Source organism: Stenotrophomonas sp. 80084_Sma, assembly GCF_056481995.1.
The window spans coordinates 587108-606151 of sequence record NZ_CM151177.1; the positions used below are offsets into that span (position 1 = coordinate 587108).

13 protein-coding genes are annotated in these 19044 nt (G+C 67.7%); 7 read left to right on the forward strand and 6 right to left on the reverse strand.

Features of this window, described 5'->3' with window-relative positions; translation table 11 throughout:
- Positions 1–48: 48 nt before the first annotated feature.
- From ACZK3W_RS02670 to ACZK3W_RS02685, 4 genes are all read right to left on the reverse strand, one after another.
- A complete protein-coding gene (locus ACZK3W_RS02670; protein WP_478450408.1) occupies positions 49–2877 on the reverse strand; it encodes a valine--tRNA ligase in 2829 nt (942 codons plus the stop codon).
- 33 nt (positions 2878–2910) lie between these two features.
- Positions 2911–3102, reverse strand: a complete 192-nt coding sequence (locus tag ACZK3W_RS02675; protein ID WP_012510005.1) for a YqaE/Pmp3 family membrane protein — start codon at positions 3100–3102, stop codon at positions 2911–2913.
- 19 nt (positions 3103–3121) lie between these two features.
- A complete protein-coding gene (locus ACZK3W_RS02680; RefSeq protein ID WP_049400292.1) occupies positions 3122–3547 on the reverse strand; it encodes a DNA polymerase III subunit chi in 426 nt (141 codons plus the stop codon).
- A gap of 82 nt (positions 3548–3629) precedes the next feature.
- Positions 3630–5108 carry a leucyl aminopeptidase gene (locus tag ACZK3W_RS02685; protein WP_478450409.1) on the reverse strand — a complete coding sequence of 493 codons (1479 nt, stop codon included), beginning with the start codon at positions 5106–5108 and terminating at the stop codon, positions 3630–3632.
- Between the two features lie 104 nt (positions 5109–5212).
- Between ACZK3W_RS02685 and lptF the strand changes: the two genes are divergently transcribed.
- The 4 genes from lptF (at position 5213) to ACZK3W_RS02705 (ending at position 9547) form a co-directional block, all read left to right on the forward strand.
- Positions 5213–6295 (forward strand): LPS export ABC transporter permease LptF, encoded by a 1083-nt coding sequence (gene lptF, locus ACZK3W_RS02690; protein ID WP_032128008.1) that lies wholly within the window; start codon positions 5213–5215, stop codon positions 6293–6295.
- Positions 6292–7398, forward strand: a complete 1107-nt coding sequence (lptG, locus tag ACZK3W_RS02695) for an LPS export ABC transporter permease LptG (RefSeq protein ID WP_049424937.1) — start codon at positions 6292–6294, stop codon at positions 7396–7398. Before lptF ends, lptG begins: the two co-directional genes overlap by 4 nt.
- Before the next feature lie 54 nt (positions 7399–7452).
- Positions 7453–8325, forward strand: coding sequence for a hypothetical protein (locus tag ACZK3W_RS02700; protein WP_478450410.1), 873 nt, complete (start codon positions 7453–7455; stop codon positions 8323–8325).
- 259 nt (positions 8326–8584) lie between these two features.
- Complete coding sequence (locus ACZK3W_RS02705; protein ID WP_478450411.1) at positions 8585–9547, forward strand: IS110 family transposase; 963 nt, start codon at positions 8585–8587, stop codon at positions 9545–9547.
- Positions 9548–9583: 36 nt separating this feature from the next.
- On the opposite strand, the gene ACZK3W_RS02710 is transcribed toward ACZK3W_RS02705, so the two are convergent.
- On the reverse strand, positions 9584–10075 hold the full coding sequence (locus ACZK3W_RS02710; protein WP_049461829.1) for an RDD family protein: 492 nt from the start codon (positions 10073–10075) through the stop codon (positions 9584–9586).
- Positions 10076–10131: 56 nt separating this feature from the next.
- Between ACZK3W_RS02710 and xerD the strand changes: the two genes are divergently transcribed.
- Positions 10132–11109, forward strand: a complete 978-nt coding sequence (gene xerD, locus ACZK3W_RS02715) for a site-specific tyrosine recombinase XerD (RefSeq protein ID WP_478450412.1) — start codon at positions 10132–10134, stop codon at positions 11107–11109.
- A gap of 100 nt (positions 11110–11209) precedes the next feature.
- Positions 11210–11992, forward strand: coding sequence for a thioredoxin fold domain-containing protein (locus ACZK3W_RS02720; RefSeq protein ID WP_317218516.1), 783 nt, complete (start codon positions 11210–11212; stop codon positions 11990–11992).
- Positions 11993–12107: 115 nt separating this feature from the next.
- On the opposite strand, the gene ACZK3W_RS02725 is transcribed toward ACZK3W_RS02720, so the two are convergent.
- Positions 12108–14207: a glycosyl hydrolase family 18 protein gene (locus ACZK3W_RS02725; RefSeq protein ID WP_317218515.1), complete on the reverse strand. Its 2100-nt coding sequence runs from the start codon at positions 14205–14207 to the stop codon at positions 12108–12110.
- An 836-nt stretch (positions 14208–15043) separates the two neighbouring features.
- Between ACZK3W_RS02725 and purL the strand changes: the two genes are divergently transcribed.
- Complete coding sequence (purL, locus tag ACZK3W_RS02730) at positions 15044–18928, forward strand: phosphoribosylformylglycinamidine synthase (protein WP_478450413.1); 3885 nt, start codon at positions 15044–15046, stop codon at positions 18926–18928.
- Positions 18929–19044: the final 116 nt, after the last annotated feature.

Genomic DNA, 19044 nt, shown 5'->3' on the forward strand with positions numbered 1-19044 from the left:
GACTCTACAAAAGGAAACGCCGGGCAGTACCCGGCGTTTCCCCTGCACTCACAGCTTCGCGCGCTGCTCGCGCAGGCCGGCCAGCTGGGTGTTCCAGTCGACCAGGCGCACGCGCTCCTGCTCGACCACCGCCGGCGGCACCTTGTCGGTGAACTTGGCCAGCTTGGTCTCGCTCTTCTCCTGCTCGCCTTCCACGCGCTTGATCTCCTTGTCCAGGCGCGCGCGCTCGGCATCGAGATCGACCAGGCCTTCCAGCGGCACCAGCAGCTTCAGCTCACCGACAATCGCGGCGGCAGCCGGCGGTGCACTTTCGCCTTCAGCCAGCCACTGGATGCTGTCCAGCTTGAGCAGGAACGACAGCGAGGCGCTGAAACGTTCGATGCGCACGCGGTCCTGCTCCAGACCGGCCTGCAGGCGCAGCGGCACCAGCTTGGACGGCGCGACGTTCAGCTCACTGCGCACGCGGCGCACGGCACTGATCACGGCCTTCAGCCATTCCACGTCGGCCTCGGCCTGGGCGAAATCGCCTTCGAACTCGGCGGCGGTGGGGTACGGACGCAGCGACAGCGTGGTTTCGGCCAGGCCCAGGCGCGGGGCCAGCTGCTGCCACAGCTGTTCGGTGATGAACGGCGTGAGCGGGTGCAGCAGGCGCAGCAGCGCTTCCAGCACGTACAGCAGAGTGTGGCGGGTGCTTTCGGCGTCGGCGGCATCGGCACCATTCAGTGCCGGCTTGCTCAGCTCCAGGAACCAGTCGCAGAACTCGTTCCAGGCGAACTCGTACAGGCACTGCGCCAGCAGGTCGAAGCGGTAGTTGGCGTAGTGGCCCTGCGCCTCGCTGGACACCGCCGCCAGGCGCGCAAGGATCCAGCGCTCGGCATCGGTGCGCGGCGTCGGCACGCCGGTGAACGTTGCACCCTCGGTGTTCATCAGGGTGAAGCGGCTGGCGTTCCACAGCTTGTTGCAGAAGTTCTTGTAGCCCTCGGCGCGGTTCATGTCGAACTTGATGTCGCGGCCGTGGGTGGCCAGCGCGGCGATGGTGAAGCGCAGCGCATCGGCACCGTGGGCAGCAATGCCGTCCGGGAATTCCTTGCGGGTGGCCTTCTCGATCTTCTCCACCATCTTCGGCTGCATCAGGCCGCCGGTGCGCTTGGCGACCAGATCGTCGATGGTGATGCCGTCGATGATGTCCAGCGGATCGAGCACGTTGCCCTTGCTCTTGGACATCTTCTGGCCCTGGCCGTCGCGGATCAGGCCGGTGAAGTAGACGTCCTTGAACGGGATCTTCCCGACCAGGTTGTCGGTGGCCATGATCATGCGCGCCACCCAGAAGAAGATGATGTCGAAGCCAGTGATCAGCACCGACGACGGCAGGTAGCGGTCGAAGCCGCGCTCGGCCATGGCCTGTTCGTTCGGCCAGCCCAGGGTGGAGAACGGCCACAGCTGCGAGGAGAACCAGGTCTCCAGCACGTCGCTTTCCTGGTTCAGCACCACGTCGCTGCCCAGGTTGTGCTTCGCCCGCACTTCCTCTTCGCTGCGACCGACGTAGCAGCTGCCGGTGGCTTCGTCGAACCACGCCGGAATGCGGTGGCCCCACCACAGCTGGCGGCTGATGCACCAGTCCTGGATGTTGTTCATCCAGTGGCGGTAGGTGTTGATCCAGTTCGGCGGCACGAAGGAAATGCTGCCGTCTTCGACCAGCTCCAGGCCACGCTTGGCCAGGTCGTCCATCTTCACGAACCACTGGTCGGTCAGGTACGGCTCGATCACCTGGCCGGTACGGTCGCCGCGCGGCACCTGCAGCTTGTGCGCCTTGGTCTCGACCAGGATGCCCAGGTCTTCCAGCTCGGCCAGCACGGCCTTGCGCGCGGCGTAGCGGTCCAGGCCCTGGAAACGCTCCGGCGCGTTTTCGTTCAGCGCCGCCACCGGGGTGAACAGGTTGATCATCGGCAGGCTGTGGCGCACGCCCACTTCATAGTCGTTGAAATCGTGCGCCGGGGTGACCTTGACCACGCCGGTGCCGAAGGCACGGTCCACGTAGTCGTCGGCGATCACCGGGACGCGGCGGCCGGTCAGCGGCAGCACCACGCTCTTGCCGATCAGGTGCGCATAGCGCTCGTCTTCCGGGTGCACCATCACCGCGGTATCGCCCAGCAGGGTTTCCGGGCGGGTGGTGGCGACGACCAGGTAGTCGCGGGTTTCGCGCAGGGTTTCCACGCCGTCGGCATCGCGCTCGACGTGTTCGTAGCTCAGGCCCTCATCCAGCGTGTAGGCGATCGACCACAGGAAGCCGTCTTCCTCGGCGCTTTCCACTTCCAGGTCGGAAATGGCGGTCTTCAGCACCGGGTCCCAGTTGACCAGGCGCTGGCCGCGGTAGATCAGGCCCTGCTCGTACCAGCGCACGAAGGCCTCGTTGACCGCCGCCGACGGCTGCGGGTCCATGGTGAAGGTGCTGCGCGACCAGTCGGCGGAGGTGCCGAGGCGGCGCATCTGGCGTTCGATGGTGTCGCCGGACTGCTGCTTCCACTCCCAGACCTTGCCGATGAAACCTTCGCGGCCCAGCGAATCGCGGGTCTCGCCCTTGCCTTCCAGCGCCAGGTTGCGGCTGACCACCATTTCGGTGGCGATGCCGGCGTGGTCGGTGCCGACCTGCCACAGCGTGTCGTAGCCGCGCATGCGGTGGTGGCGCACCAGCGCGTCCATCAGGGTCTGCTGGAAGGCGTGGCCCATGTGCAGGGTGCCGGTCACGTTCGGCGGCGGCAGCAGGATGGTGTACGGCTCGCCCGTGCCGGACGGCTTGAAGTGGCCGGCCTTCTCCCAGGCCTCGTAGAGGTCGGTCTCGAAGGACTTCGGGTCGTAACTGGAGGCGAGTTGGGTCATGCGGGGGAACCGGTAATCAAGGCGGAAGGGAGATCAGCGCGGCCCGAGGGCGCGCCGGATCTTCTGGTCGGTGTGGTACTGGCTGACCGCGTAGGCGGCCCAGATGGCGGCGGGCAGCCAGCCGATCAGGGTGATCTGCAGGATCAGGCAGACAATGCCGGCAAACGGCCGGCCGATGGTGAAGAAGGACAGCCAGGGAAGAATCAGGGCGATCAACAGGCGCATCAAGGGGTCCTCGCTGGACTTACATGTCGTGCTTGTTCAGGTCGTAACCGGCGGCCTTGTACTGGCGCCAGCGTTCGCGCAGCGGTTCGCGCGCTTCCGGGTCGGCCGGAACCACTTCCAGCACGCGCTCGCACTCGCCCAGCCAGGGTTCATCACGCAGGTTGATCACCAGCGGGCGCGCCGGTGCCTCGGTGCCCGGCACGGCGATCAGCACCAGGGCTTCTTCCTCGTCCATGTCCTCGCCGGCGATCTGGTGCGGGATGTAGGCATCGTTGTCGAACGCCCACAGCAGTTCGTCCAGCTCCTCGGCCTGGGCCTGGTCGCGGGCCAGCACCAGGGTGAACAACCCGGCGTCGTTGGCCTTGCGCGCCAGCTCGCAGACCAGGCGCAACGGCTCGGTCAGGAAGCGGGGCTTGGCGATCAGGTAGAAGTCGGCGCGGGGCATGGCAGGGTCCGGGTCAGGCAGGGGCCCGGCAGTGCCGGGCGAGGCCCTGGCCGGCGGAGGCCGGCCAGGGTCGGGTACGGCATCAGGCGCGGGCGGCCTGGTCCAGCAGCCACTGGCTCAGCAGGCCGACCGGGCGGCCGGTGGCCATGCCACGTTTGCCTTCATCGCTGGCCACGCCGGCGATGTCCAGGTGGGCCCAGCGCTGGCCTTCGGCGAAGCGCGACAGGAAACAGCCGGCGGTGATCGCACCGGCCCAGCGGCCGCCGATGTTGTAGACGTCGGCGAAGGTCGAATCCAGCATCGGCTGGTACTCGTCCCACAGCGGCAGGCGCCAGGCGCGGTCGAACACCTGCTCGCCGGCGGCCAGCAGCTCGTTGGCCAGGTCGTCGTGCTTGCTCATCAGGCCGGCGGTCTGGTGGCCGAGGGCGACCATGCAGGCGCCGGTCAGGGTGGCGACGTCGACCAGCGCGGCCGGCTCGAAGCGCTGCGCGTAGGTCAGCGCGTCGCACAGGATCAGGCGGCCTTCGGCGTCGGTGTTGCCCACTTCGATGGTCTTGCCCGACATCGAGGTGATCACGTCGGACGGACGGTAGGCGTTGCCGTCGATGGCGTTTTCCACCGCCGGCACCACCACCACCAGGTTCAGCGGCAGCTTGGCCTTGACCGCAGCGACGAAGGTGCCGATGACGTTGGCGCCACCGCACATGTCGTACTTCATCTCTTCGATGCCGCCCTGGGTCTTCAGGTTGACGCCACCGGTATCGAAGGTGATGCCCTTGCCGACCAGCACGTACGGCTTGGCGTCGCCGCCATTGTTCCACTTCAGCACGACCAGGCGCGGGCGGTTGGCCGAACCACGGGCCACGGCCAGCAGCGAGCCCATGCCCAGCGCTTCCATCTGGGTCTCGTCGAGGATCTCGGCTTCGGCACCATCGTGCTCGCCGGCGAACTTCACGCCGACCTCGGCCAGATGGGCCGGGGTGCAGTAGTTCGGCGGCAGGTTGCCCAGTTCGCGGGCGAACTCGACACCGGCGGCGATGGCCTGGCCCTGGGCCAGGGCCTGCGCGTCGTCACCGGCGATGGCCAGCTGGGCCAGGCCGGCGTCGTCGGCCTTCTTCTTGCCCAGGGTGGCGGTGTAGCGGTACGCGGCATGATCGGCGGCGATCACCGCCTGGCGGATCGCCCAGGCCGCGTCGCGGTCCTTCACCGCCACTTCGGACAGGGTGAACAGTGCGCTGCGGGCAGCACCGGCCTTCAGCGCGCGCACGGCGTCGCCGACGGCCTTCAGGTACTGCGGCACGCCGAAGCGGGCGGCTTCGCCCAGGCCGACCACCAGCACGCGCGGGGCGGTCACGCCCGGCAGGTCATGCAGCAGGGTGGTGGCGCCGGTCTTGCCGGACAGGTCGCCGCGCTGGGCCAGGGCGGTCAGGCGGCCACCGCTGGCGGCGTCCAGGGCCTGTGCGGCCGGGGTCAGGGTATGGTCGGCATACGCGCCAACCACCAGGCAATCGACGGTGGCGGCGGCCGGAGCAACGTGGTTCAGGGTGAATTCGAGGGCCATTGAGCAGATTCCATTGGCGAGTCCGTACAATCGCAGGCCGTTTACGCCCAGACAGTAGACTGGGCGGCACCGCGAACGAACCCCAGAGTTTAAACCACCGCCCCATGCTGAAGCTCGACCGATACCTGCTGGGCGATTTCGTCCAGAGTTTCCTGGCTACCCTGATCGTCCTGCTGGTGGTCAGCGTGGGCGGCGTGCTGGTGGACATCCTCGGCAACATCGCCGACGGGCGCCTGCCGGCCAAGCTGCTGTTCTCGCAGCTGGGCCTGCAGTTCATCGCCTACCTGCCGCTGATCCTGCCGCTGGCGCTGATGCTGGGCCTGCTGCTGGCCATCGCCCGCCTGTACCGTGACTCGGAAATGGCGGTGATCACCGCCATTGGTGTCGGCCCCAAACGCCTGCTGCGGCCACTGCTGATGCTGGTGGTGCCGGTGGTGGCCCTGGTGGGTGCCTGCTCGCTGTGGCTGGGCCCGTGGGCCGGCCGGGTGGCTGAGCAGATGATCATCGAGGCCAACCGCAGCGTGCTGATGGCCGGTCTGGAGCCGGGCCGCTTCACCCCGCTGCCCAATGGCGGCGTGGTCTACCTGTCCTCGATCTCGCCCGATGGCACCCAGCTGGGCAAGGTGTTCCTGCAGCGCCAGAAGGATGACCGCCTGGAAGTGGTGTCGGCCAATGGCGGCCGCATGTTCTTCGAAGGTACCCGCCAGCGCTTCCTGGAGCTGGATGACGGCCACCAGGTGGAAGGGCCGGTGGCCGGTGGCCTGGACTACCGCCTGGCGACCTTCGCCCGCAATGACGTGGCCTTGCCCGATGGCGCGCAGACCCGCACCGAGGATGACCCGGAACTGATGCCGACCCTGCAGCTGATCGGCGATGAGCGTCCGCAGGCGCAGGCGCAGCTGCACCGCCGCCTGGCGCCGCCGCTGATCGCGCTGGCGTTCGCCCTGCTGACCGTGCCGCTGGGCCGCAGCTCGCCGCGCCAGCAGCGCTACGGCCGCATGATGCTGGCGCTGATGGCCTACATGGTCGGTACCAATCTGATGTTCATCGGCAGCGGCTGGATCGCCAACGGCAAGATCCCCCCAGCGCTCGGCCTGTGGTGGTTGACCCTGCCGTTGCTGGCGCTGGCAATCTGGATGTATGCACGTGATGGCCGCCTGGGCCGCCCGAAGGGAGCCCGCGCATGAGGCTGCGCCCGATGCGTTTCGACCTGTACCTGGGCCGGTCGGTGTTCACCACGGTGCTGCTGACCTGGGCCGTGCTGGTTGGCCTGGACGTGGTGATGGCGTTCTCCGGCGAGTTCAAGGACATCGGCAAGAACGGCTACACGCTGGGCCATGCCGCCGCATGGGTGCTGTACACGGTGCCACGCCGCGCCTACACCATGTTCCCCACCGCCGCGGTGATCGGTGCACTGATGGGCCTGGGCCAGCTGGCGGCGACCTCGGAGCTGACCGCGCTGCGTGCGCTGGGCCTGTCGCGCAAGCGCCTGAGCGTTTCGGTGGCGATCGCGCTGTCGCTGCTGACCGCGGTGATGGTGTTCAGCGCCGAGACCCTGGGCCCCTGGGGCCAGGACCGCGCCGATGCGTTGAAGTCCAGCGCCAAGTGGGGGCGGGATATCGCCACCAGCCGCTACTCGGGCCTGTGGGCACGCGAGGGCGATACCTTCCTCAACGCGCAGAGCGGCGAGGAGCAGCTGGTCGGCGACAAAGGCACGCGCCTGATCCTGCGCGACGTGCGCCTGTACCGCATCGCCGAGAACGGGGGCATCGCCTCATTGACCCATGCCGACACCGCCGAGCATGACAGGGATGGCTGGGTGCTGACCGGGGTACGTCGCGATACCTTCGGCGAGCGCTCGGCGACCCGCCAGGAAATCGCGCGCGAACCGTGGAATTCGAAGCTGGATGCGGCCGCATTGGCCACCGGCATCGCCAAGCCGCGCAACCTCAGCCTGGCCGAACTGAGCACCAGCATCACCTACCGGCAGCGCAACGGGCTGGACGCGCGTGACTTCGAGGACGTGTACTGGAGCCGCTGGTTCTACCCGTTGAACGTGCTGGCGCTGTGCCTGGCGGCGGTGCCGTTCGCGTTCGGCTCGCTGCGCAGCGGCGGCATGGGCAAGCGCCTGTTCCTGGGCATCCTGTTCGCGCTGGGCTTCTGGCTGCTGCAGCTGTTCTTCGGGCGCATGGCCGGCGCGCTGAAGTTCGATTACCGCATTGCCTATGCGCTGCCACCGATCGTGATGCTGGCGGTGTCCGGACTGCTGTTCCGGCGCAAATCAGGTTGATTCCCAGGGAGCCGGGCAAGGCCCGGCTGTTTCCGTTTCACTTCAAGGACGAACATGAGCTTCCAACGCTTTCTGCCGTACATCGCGGCCGTGCTGCTTTCTGCCGGCTGCAGCCGGTCCACCGTCGACTTCGAGATCGACAACCCGACCGATGCGCCGCTGACCCTGTCGATCGATCAGCAGGTGCACACCCTGCCGCCGCACACCTCCATGCCCCTGGCCCTGGAGCCGGGCCAGTACCGGCTGCAGAGCGAGAAGATCGGCAGCGTGCGCATGGTCGTCTACGCCGACGGAATCGGTGGCCTGATCAACCCGGCCATGGCCGAGTACGTGATCGTCACCGAGCAGTACGTCACCAGCAAGACCAACTCCGGTGGCCTGGCGTCGAAGGTCGAACTGAACGACGTGGAGATCGAGGGTCCCTACGTGAAGGCGACCGGCTTCTTCATTCCGCGCCGTTGGGACGCAGGACTGAAGGGCGAGCTGCCTGACACGGTGGTCTCCAGCAGCCCGGATACCTCGTCCGACTACCGGACCAAGCTCTACAACGTGCCTGGCTTCTTCGAATACCTGGATGCCGGGGACGAGCTGAAGGAGGCTTTCGGGCCGGATGGCTACCGGCCGCCGGCAGCATCGGTGGCTTTCACTGCCGCCCAGCTGCCGCCGCTTCCGGCGGCCTATGAGGCCCAGGGCAAACCGATGCGCGACCTCTACGCGCACTATCTGGCGGCCACCGACGCGGGGGAGCAGAGGCGCCTGAAGAAGGCCAGCCTGAAGCTGTGGCAGGACTTCGTGAAGACCCGTGCGCAATTGAGCGGACAGTCGCCGGTGGCCGATGATGTGCAGGCCAATGCGTTTGCGTCCGCCTTCTTCGACCTCTGGACGCAGCCGGCGGTGATCCTGCCGGACCCGGCGCCAGCCGGCTGATCGCTGCGTTGATCGTGTAGAGCCGAGTCCATGCTTGTATGTTCCTCCCGGCTCCTACGCGGTATGTAGGAGCCAGGGTGGAGGGACCGTCAAGCATGCATCTGCGGATACTAGCCGACAGACGAGTCGAGCGATCCCCATCCCGCACACGAACGTCGATAAAGGATCGTACGGCCCCCAAAGGGGATCGTCGATGTAGGCAAGCTAACGTCGGTGCGGTACCACCCCAGCCCCTTAAAGATAGCTGGGAGCCGTACAAATGTCTGATTCTCTCGATATTGGCGTGGACGTGGACTCCAAGGAGTTCGTACCGGCAGTGGCCGACCGCAAGGCCGGCGACAGGATCGCCAACACCCGGGCCGGCATAGCCCAGTGGCTCAACACCTTGCCCCAGCGATGCCGGATTGGCATGGAGGCGACGGGGCGGTACTACGAGTTGTTGGCTCGGATGGCTGGCCAGGCAGGCCACGTTGTCTATGTGATCAATCCACGTCTGATCAAGCACTACGGCCGGGCGACGGGCTCGCGTGGCAAGACGGACGCCATGGACGCCGAAGCGATCGCCCGGTACGTGAAGAAGGAGAACGATCGCCTGCGTGAATACGTACCGCGTACCGATGAGCAGCAGCAGATGCACGATTTGCTGCGCAAGCGGCAGACGCTGGTAAAGACACGCGCGCGCCTGGAGCAATCCTTCGGGGTAAGCAAAAGTGCCCCCGGGGAGCTGTCAGATCTGTTCTGCGCTCTGGCTGGGACGCTGTCCGAGCTGGAAAGCGAACTGCAGCGCTTGGGTCGCGATGGAGAGCATGGCACGCTCTACAAGCGCCTGTTGACCATCCCTGGTATCGGCCCCGCCGTCGCCGCTCACCTGATTTACTACATGACGCGCTGGCCGTTGGCCAACGCCAACGCGTGGATCGCCTGCACGGGCCTGGATCCCCGGCCCAACGAGTCTGGCGGCAGAACGGGACGGCGTCGGCTGTCCAAACAGGGCGCGCCAGTGCTGCGCCAGATGCTCTACATGGCCGCAATGGGGCTCAAGCGGTGTCGCCGGGGGCAACCGCTCTACGACGAGCTGTCAAAACGCGGTCACCCCAGCACCGCCGTCTTCAACATTCTGGCAAGGAAACTAGCCAAGATCGCCTGGGGCGTGTTCAAGAGCGGCCGGGACTTCGATCCGGCCATGCTGAAGGTGGGTCAAGCCTGCTTCCAGCAGGCTTGACCGCGAACATAGGATCTCGGCTCTACACGTGGTGCATCACCGCTTCGGCATGCGCATCAGGCGGGTGCCGCTGGCGCGGTCGTGCCAGGTCAGGCGGTCGCGGTCGACCCATGCCCACCAGAACCCCAGTCCACCCAGCAGCAGCGACAGTGAGCCCACCGCGAAGCGCAGCCACAGTTGGCCGCGCCGCAGCGGCGTGCCATCGCTCGATTGCAGTTTCAGCCGCCACGGTCGCATGCCCAGCGTCTGTCCGCCACGGCGCCAGCTGGCCGTGGCGTACCACCCCGTGATTCCCCAGCACACCGCCCACAGCAACCACTGCCAGGCACTGAACGGTGCGATGTTCTCGCGCTGCGCGTGGCCGCTGAAGGTGTAGGCGAGGGTGAACAGCGTGCCGGCCAGCATCCACAGCGCCAGCACCGGCAGTGCGTCGTAGACCATCGCCAGCACGCGCCAGGCCAACAAGGCACGTGGGCGGGGCATTTCGGTAGCGGCCGCAGGGGCCGTGTCGGTGGCAGGGCGGGACATGCGCCGAGCATACGCAAAGCTGGCCGTGCCCGCAGTGGCCCTCGTATCCTGCACGCATGGCCCTTGTTTCCACCCCCGCCGAACGCCGCCAGCTGGTCCAGCAACTGCCCGAGCTGCGCGCCGACGACAGCATGCGCATCCAGCGCTTCCTCGATGCGATCTGGGCCGAGAACGGCCTGGCCCGCGCCACCCTCGACAGCTACCGGCGCGACCTGGAAGGGCTGGCGCGCTGGATGGATGGACGCGACGGTGGCCTGGCCGGCATCGAACGTCCCGGGCTGTTCGACTACCTGGCCTGGCGCACCCGGCATGGCTGGTCGCCGCGCAGCAATGCGCGCCTGCTGTCGGCGCTGCGGGCGTTCTTCGCCGATGGCGTGCGCCGTGGCGAGCGTAGCGAAGACCCGAGTGCGCTGCTGGACCCGCCGAAGCTGCCGCGCCTGTTGCCCAAGGCGCTGGCCGAAAGCAAGATCGACGCGCTGCTGGCGGCCCCGGACATCGACAGCCCGCTGGGCCTGCGCGATCGCGCCATGCTGGAACTGATGTATGCCGCCGGCCTGCGCGTGAGCGAGCTGGTGCTGCTGCCGGCCACGGCGGTCAACCTGCGCCAGGGCGTGCTGCGGGTTACCGGCAAGGGCAGCAAGGAACGGCTGGTGCCGCTGGGCGAGGAATCGCAGCATTGGCTGGAGCGTTACCTGCAGCAGTCGCGCCCGCAGCTGGTCGGCAAGGGCAAGGTGCATGCCCTGGCGGATGGGCAGACCCCGTTGTTCATCGAGCCGACGTTGCATGCACTGACCCGGCAGGCGTTCTGGCACCTGGTCAAGCGCCACGCGCAGGTGGCCGGCATCGACCCGGCGCGGATCAGCCCGCATGGCCTGCGCCACAGTTTCGCCACCCATCTGCTCAACCGCGGTGCCGACCTGCGCGCGCTGCAGATGCTGCTCGGGCACAGTTCGTTGTCGACCACCCAGATCTACACCCTGGTGGCGCGCGAGCATCTGCAGAAGCTGCACGCCCGCCACCATCCGCGCGGCTGAGCGCCGGGCTGAATCGCTGCCCGGGGCCGTGCCGGGCGTCGCGGCCCGGTTCTGGTGGCTGTGTCAGAATCCGGGATCTTCTTCTGTTGCGGATCGCTCCATGCTCCGATTTGCCATCGCCGCCGTGTTCGGTGCACTCAGCCTGACCGCCTGCGCCCAGCCGGCCCCGCCGGCCGCCAAGGCGCCTGCCGCTGCGGCCAAGGCCGGCCCGGCTGCCAACGCGTCGGCCGACCAGGCGGTACGTGCCGCTCTGACCGCGCTGAATCCCGGCTTCCAGGTGGACTACATCGGTGCCGCGCCGTTCCCCGGCTTCCGCGAAGTGGTGGTCTCCGGCCAGCTGCTGTACGTGTCCGATGACGGTCGCTACCTGTTCCAGTCGCAGCCCTACGACACCCGCGCCAAGGGCCCGGCCAACAGTGAAGGCCTGCTCGGCTACCGTCGCGGCCTGCTGGCCAAGGCCAACCACGGCGATCGCATCGTGTTCGCCGCGCCGAACGCCAAGTACACCATCAGCGTGTTCACCGACATCGAGTGCGGTTACTGCCGCAAGCTGCACCAGGACATCGCCGAGCTCAACCGCAACGGCATCACCGTCGAGTACCTGGCGTTCCCGCGCATGGGCCTGGGCAGCAAGGATTACACCGACATGATCTCGGTCTGGTGTGCAGCGGATCGTCGCCAGGCCCTGACCAACGCCAAGCGTGGCGGCAGCGTGCCGGCCAAGAACTGCACCAACCCGGTGGCGATGCAGTACGCGCTGGGCCAGCAGCTGGGCGTGAATGGCACGCCGGCGATCTTCGCGCCGGATGGAACCCAGCTGGGCGGTTACCTGCCGCCGGCGCAGCTGCGTGCGGCGCTGGACAAGTTGTCCGAGAAGCGCTGACGCGAAATCGTAGCGTCGAGCCATGCTCGACTGCGGTTCCGCATGAGGCAGCCGAGCATGGCTCGGCTCTACAGATTCGAGGCCGGGGATGCGTATCGCATCCCCGGCTTTTTGCTTATTTCAGGCCATCACTGACCGCCTTGGTCAGCGTGCCCTGCGCATCGTCACCGCTGAACTCCCAGACGAACGCGCCGCCCAGGCCCTGGGTCTTCACGTAACCCATCTTGCGGGTGATGTTGGCCGGGGTATCGAAGCTCCACAGCGTGCTGCCGTTGTAGATCCAGGTGGCACCGGCCGTGTTGTCGGTGTAGCCCGGCCACGCCAGGTTCTTCAGTACCTTCCAGTCTTCGATGCCGGCTTCATACGTGCCCGGGGCGGCGCCGGTCGCGGTCTGGTACAGGCCGTTGTTGGCGTTGGCCACGCCGGTCCAGCCACGCCCGTAGTAGCCGATGCCCAGGTTGAGCTTGGCGGCGGGCACGCCACGGCTGATGAAGGCCTCGATGGCGTCGTTGCTGTTGTACAGCTTCTGGTCGCCGGTGGACGGGTCATTCGGCGAATCGAACAGCGCCGACTGGTGATTGGTCTTCGCATCCCACGCGCCGTGGAAGTCGTAGGTCATCACGTTGATGTAGTCCAGGTACGGGTGGTACGCGGCAGGATCGGTGACGCGGATCTTGTCGATGCCGGCACCCACCGCCACCGTCAGCAACAGGCCCGGACGCACCGCATCGAGCTGGCGGCGGAACTCGGCCATCAGCGCGGTGAAGTTGGCGTTGTCTTCCGGCTTGCCGCATTCGATGCCGCAGGCCACCGGGTATTCCCAGTCGATGTCGATGCCGTCGAACACGCCCAGCGCGGCACCGGCGCCACCGGCACCGTCGGTCACCGGCAGGTTGCCCTTGATGTAGGCGTCGATGCACGAGGCGACGAAGGCCTGGCGGTTTTCCGGGCGCGCCGCGCTGGAGAAACCACGCGACCAGGTCCAGCCACCCAGCGAGATCAGCACCTTCATGCCCGGGTACTTGGCCTTGAGCTGCTTGAGCTGGTTCCAGTTGCCACGCAGCGGCTGGTCCCAGGTATCGGCGCTGCCACTGACACTCTCGGCGGCGCTGAAGGCCTTGGTGTAGTCGGCGAAAGCATCGCCACCGGCACCGCTGTTCGGATCCGACGGCTGGGTGATGCCCACTTCGCAGCGGTTGTTGCGCACGTTGCCGAACGCGTAGTTGATGTGGGTCAGGCGTGCGGCCGAGCCGCTGCTGTCGATGTTCTTGACCCGGTAGTTGCGGCCGTAGATGCCCCACTGGGTGAAGTAGCCGATGACCCGCTTGCCGGTGGTGCCGCCGTCACCGGCCAGCGTGGTGGCGCTGATCTCGGTGCCCTGTGCCGACGCATTGCCGGCGTTGTCGCGGGCACGTACGCGGTAGCGGTAGGTGGTCGACGCGGTCAGGCCGCCATCGACGTAGCTGGCACTGGACGGCGAACCGACCAGGCTGCCGTTGCGGTACACGTCGTAGCCAGCCATGCCGCTGCCACCGGTGTTGTCGGTGGAGGGGCTCCAGCTGAGCGCGATGCTGTTGGCGGTGCGCGTACCGGCCGCCAGCCCACCGGGTACGCTCGGTGCGGTGGTATCGCCACCGGCGGCGTTGACGGTGATGGTGATGGTCGGGGTGCTGCTGGTGGCGTTGTTGTTGTCGGTGGCCACCGCGCGCAGAGTGTGGCTGCCGGCGCTGGCATTGGCCCAGCTGGCCGCATACGGCGCACTGGTGGCCACGCCGAGCGTGCTGCCGTCGCGGAAGAATTCGACCTTGGCGACGCTGCCGTCCGGATCACTGGCGGTGGCGGTCACGTTGACCGTGCTGCCGGCACTGAAGGTTGCGCCGTTGGCCGGCGAGGTCAGGCTGACCACCGGCGGCTGGTTGCTGCCGCTGCCATCACAGGCGCCGAGGTTGGTGTAGTAGGGCGCACCGGCCGGATGGTCCGGCGGCGCGTTCCAGATGTCCTGGTTCGCCCGATAGAGGACGCCTCCTTTCTGCAGGGTATCGCCGGCCCGGTAGATCTTGGCCTGGTCCCACTGGGCCACGCCGGCACAGCTGGCGGCCTGCGCCAGGCCGGGCAGGGCGGCGGTACCGGCGGCCAGGGCAAGCAGCCAGGCCAGGCGGCGGGGACGACAGCTTCGGGTCGAACGTTCGGCACTGCGCACAATCGGGTCGTACATGGGTAAGTCTCCGATCAAAGGGCGCGCGGGCCCCGATGGCGCCGCGCGTGACGCAGGTCCGGGCGTCGCCCGGGAAGGCGACGGAGGGGGCGGACGGAGGTACCTGGGAGGCCGGGGAGAGAGTCCGGCACCAGGTAGGGACAACGTTGTCATCAATCGTGTGGTCAATCCGTGAGCGAGTGCATGGTTCGGGGATTTGGCGGAGAGCGGCGCTGGCGCGCGGTCGGTGGCCATCGGCGGAGCCCCCTCGTGGCTGGGGCTTTCCGCGAAAAGCAGATTTCTGGGGGTTGGCCGGGCGGGTGGGCTGCGCAGGGGACGCTGCAAGTACGTCCCTGTAAGCTCGGTCGCCGCATCCATGCGGCTCACGCCCCTGCGCAGCCCACCCGCCCGGCCACGGACAGGTTCCTGCGCGGCCAGCCACGGAAGACAGAACAGAAAATCAAAAGCAAAAGCGGGTCGCTTCGCTCTTCAGTGCCTGACTTCTGAGATTTCCCTGGTTGCCGGCCAGCGGCCGGCACTACCGGGGAGCATCCACGCATGGCGTGGATCTACTGCAGATCGCGGAAATCTGTCGAAGGCGGGGTGGGTCCGGTTGCGGGGGCGTGAGCCGCATGGATGCGGCGACCGAGCCTCCATGGACGGATTCACGGCGTCCCCCGCAACCGGACCCACCCCGCCATCTCCCAGGAAACCCGCTGTTGCTGTGGCTTTTGCCTTTGCTCTGGCTGTGGCCTTGGCTTGAGCGCCTCGGCGGGTGCCGGGCGCCGCCCGGCCAAAGCCCACCCCCCGCTTCCGGTACAATGTCGGGCCCGTTTCCCAACTACGGTTCCCCGGACATGATGGTCCTTGAGGGCGCGCCCGCCCTGTCGCCGTTCCGCCGCGAACGTCTTGAATCCCGCCTGCAGTCCATCGCTCCCTCCCTGCGCATCAGCGGTGCCTGGCACGTCTACTTCGTGCAGCCCGAAGGCAGCGCCGCCCCCGACCTGACCACGCTGTGCCGCATCCTCGAAGCTGCGCCGCAGGCCGAGGCCGTGGCCGACGGCGCGGTCAGCCGCATCGTGGTGCCGCGCCTGGGCACGCTGTCGCCGTGGTCGAGCAAGGCCACCGAACTGGTCCGTGGTGCCGGGCAGCCGGTCAGCCGGGTCGAGCGTGGCCTGCGCATCGACGTGCAGGGGTGGCCGGCCGATGCCGCCGCCCAGCAGGCGCTGGTCAAGGCGCTGCACGACCCGATGACGCAGTCGGTGCTGGAGACCGTGGAACAGGGCCTGGCGCTGTTCTCGGCGCCGGCCCGCGGTGAACTGGAACGCGTGCCGGTGGACCAGCTGGAGGCCGCCAACCAGCGCCTCGGCCTGGCCATGGCCCAGGACGAGATCGACTACCTGCGCGAACGCTTCACCGCGCTCGGCCGCGCGCCGTCCGACGTCGAGCTGATGATGTTCGCGCAGGCCAATTCCGAGCACTGCCGGCACAAGATCTTCAACGCCAGCTGGACCATCGACGGCCAGGAGCAGGACCGCTCGCTGTTCCGGATGATCAAGAACACCCACCAGCAGACCCCGCAGCACACGCTCAGCGCGTACAGCGACAATGCCGCAGTGATCGAAGGCCATCCGGCGTCGCGTTACCGCCCGGATCCGGCCAGCGGCGAATACCGCCGCGAGCCGCAGGTGCCCAGCGCGTTCCAGATCAAGGTGGAAACGCATAACCATCCGACCGCGATCGCGCCGTTCCCGGGTGCATCGACCGGCAACGGTGGCGAGATCCGCGACGAAGGCGCGACCGGCCGCGGCGGCAAGCCGAAGGCGGGCCTGTCCGGGTTCTCGGTCTCGCACCTTCGTATTCCCGAGCTGCCGCAGCCGTGGGAAGCGCCGCGCGCGCTGAACCCGCGCATGGCACCGGCGCTGGAAATCATGACCGACGGCCCGCTTGGCGGCGCTGCGTTCAACAACGAGTTCGGCCGCCCGAACCTGCTCGGCTACTTCCGCAGCTTCGAGCTGCCGGAAGGCGCCGATCTGGTGCGTGCCTACGACAAGCCGATCATGCTGGCCGGTGGCCTCGGCGCGATCGATCGCGTGCAGGTCGACAAGATCCAGCTGCAGGCCGGTGATGCGGTGATCGTGCTGGGTGGTCCGGCAATGCTGATCGGCCTGGGCGGCGGTGCCGCCAGTTCGGTGGCCTCCGGCGAAAGCGCCGAGGACCTGGACTTCGCCAGTGTGCAGCGCGACAACCCGGAAATGGAACGCCGCTGCCAGGAGGTCATCGACCGCTGCGTGGCGATGGGCGCCAACAACCCGATCAAGTTCTTCCACGACGTCGGTGCCGGTGGCCTGTCCAATGCCATCCCGGAACTGCTGCACGACTCCAAGGTCGGCGGCGTCATCGATCTGGGCAAGGTGCCCACCGACGATCCGTCGCTGTCGCCGATGCAGCTGTGGTGCAACGAGTCGCAGGAGCGCTACGTGCTGGGCGTGGCCCAGGAGCGCCTGGCCGAGTTCGCTGCGCTGTGTGCCCGCGAGCGCTGCCCGTTCGCTGCGGTTGGCGTGGCCACCGCCGAGGAACACCTGGTGGTGGCCTACGGTGCCGTGCCGGGCCACACCCCGGCCGATGCACCGATCGACCTGCCGATGGACGTGCTGTTCGGCAAGCCGCCGAAGATGCACCGTGACACCGCGCACCCGCCGGCCCCGCGCTGGCCGGCGCTGAAAACCGGTGGCCTGGACCTGCAGGAAGCGGGCTTGCGCGTGCTCGCGCACCCGACCGTCGCCTCGAAGAACTTCCTGGTCACCATCGGTGACCGCAGCGTCGGCGGCCTGACCGCGCGCGAACAGATGGTCGGCCCGTGGCAGCTGCCGGTGGCCGACGTGGCGATCACCCTGGCCGATTTCGATGGCGTGGCCGGCGAAGCGATGTCGATCGGCGAGCGCACCCCGCTGGCCCTGCTCGACGCTGCTGCGTCGGCACGCATGGCGGTGGGCGAAGCGCTGACCAACCTGTGCGCGGCCCCGGTCGATGCGCTGGACGAGATCAAGCTGTCGGCGAACTGGATGGCCGCGGCCGGCCACCCGGGCGAAGACGCGCTGCTGTACGACGCAGTGAAGGCGGTGGGCATGGAACTGTGCCCGCAGCTGGACATCAGCATCCCGGTGGGCAAGGACTCGCTGTCGATGCAGGCGCAGTGGCACGACCAGGGCGAAGCGCACAAGAGCGTGTCGCCGGTGTCACTGGTGATCTCGGCGTTTGCGCCGGTGGCTGACGTGCGCCAGCAGCTGACGCCGCTGCTCGACCGCGACGTGGAAAGCGAGCTGTGGCTGATCGGCCTCGGTGCCGGCAAGCAGCGCCTGGGCGGTTCGATCCTGGCCCAGGTGCATGCCGACCACGGCGATCTGCCGGCCTTCGCCGGTGCCGCGCCGGACCTGGACGACCCGCAGCGCCTGCGTGGCTTCTTTGAACTGATCCGCGATGCGCGCCAGTCCGGCCTGCTGCTGGCCTATCACGACCGCAGCGACGGCGGCGCCTTCGCTGCGCTGTGCGAAATGGCCTTCACCTCGCGCCTGGGCCTGGATATCACCCTCGATGCCTGGGGCGATGATCCGTTCCGCAGCCTGTTCAATGAAGAACTGGGTGCGGTGGTGCAGATCGCGCGCGAAGACCGTGCTGCGTTCGCCGATCTGGTCGAACGCCACGCACTGACCGAATGCGCACAGCGCATCGCCAAGCCGACCACCGCACCGGTGGTGCGCGTGTCGCTGGGTGGCGAGAACCTGGCCGAGTGGCGCTGGGACGCGCTGTTCGACGCCTGGTGGTCGGTCACCCACGCGATGCAGAAGCGCCGCGACAACCCGGCCAACGCGGATGCCGAGCGCGAGGTCGCCCGTGCCTTCAATGCGCCGGGCCTGAAGCCGAAGCTCAGCTTCGACCTCAACGAAGACGTGGCGGCGCCGTTCATCAGCACCGGTGCGCGCCCGCGCGTGGCCGTGCTGCGCGAGCAGGGCGTGAACGGCCAGATTGAAATGGCCAACGCCTTCGAACGTGCCGGCTTCCGCGCGTTCGACGTGCACATGAGCGACCTGATCGAAGGCCGCGTGGCCCTGCAGGACTTCACCGGCCTGGTCGCCTGCGGCGGCTTCAGCTACGGCGACGTGCTCGGTGCCGGCCGTGGCTGGGCCACCTCGATCCTGGAGCGCAGCGCACTGCGTGATGCCTTCGCCGCGTTCTTCGCGCGCGAGGACAGCTTCGCGCTGGGCGTGTGCAACGGCTGCCAGATGATGAGCCAGCTGAAGGGCATCATCCCCGGTGCCGAGCACTGGCCGCAGTTCCGCCGCAACGCCAGCGAGCAGTTCGAAGCCCGCACTGCGTTGCTGGAAGTGGTGGAATCGCCGTCGATCCTGCTGCGTGGCATGGCCGGATCACGCCTGCAGGTGGCGGTGGCGCATGGTGAAGGCCAGGCGGTGTTCGACAACGCCGTTGACCAGGCCGCCGCACGCGTCTCGCTGCGCTACATCGACGGCAATGGCAACGTCGCCAGCCAGTACCCGCTGAACCCGAACGGTTCGCCGGACGGCATCACCGGCCTGACCAGCAGTGACGGCCGCGTCACCATCATGATGCCGCACCCGGAACGCACCCCGCGCGCGCTCAACCTGAGCTGGGCTCCGGCCGAGTGGCAGGGTGACTCGCCGTGGATGCGCATGTTCCGCAACGCGCGGGTGTGGTGCGGCTGATCGCACTGCATCGCGCAGGCCTCAATGCCATCGCGTATGGAAAAACCCGCCGTTGATCGGCGGGTTTTTCTTTGCGAGCTTGAAACTCCAGTCGCGACCGCTAGTTACATGCATTT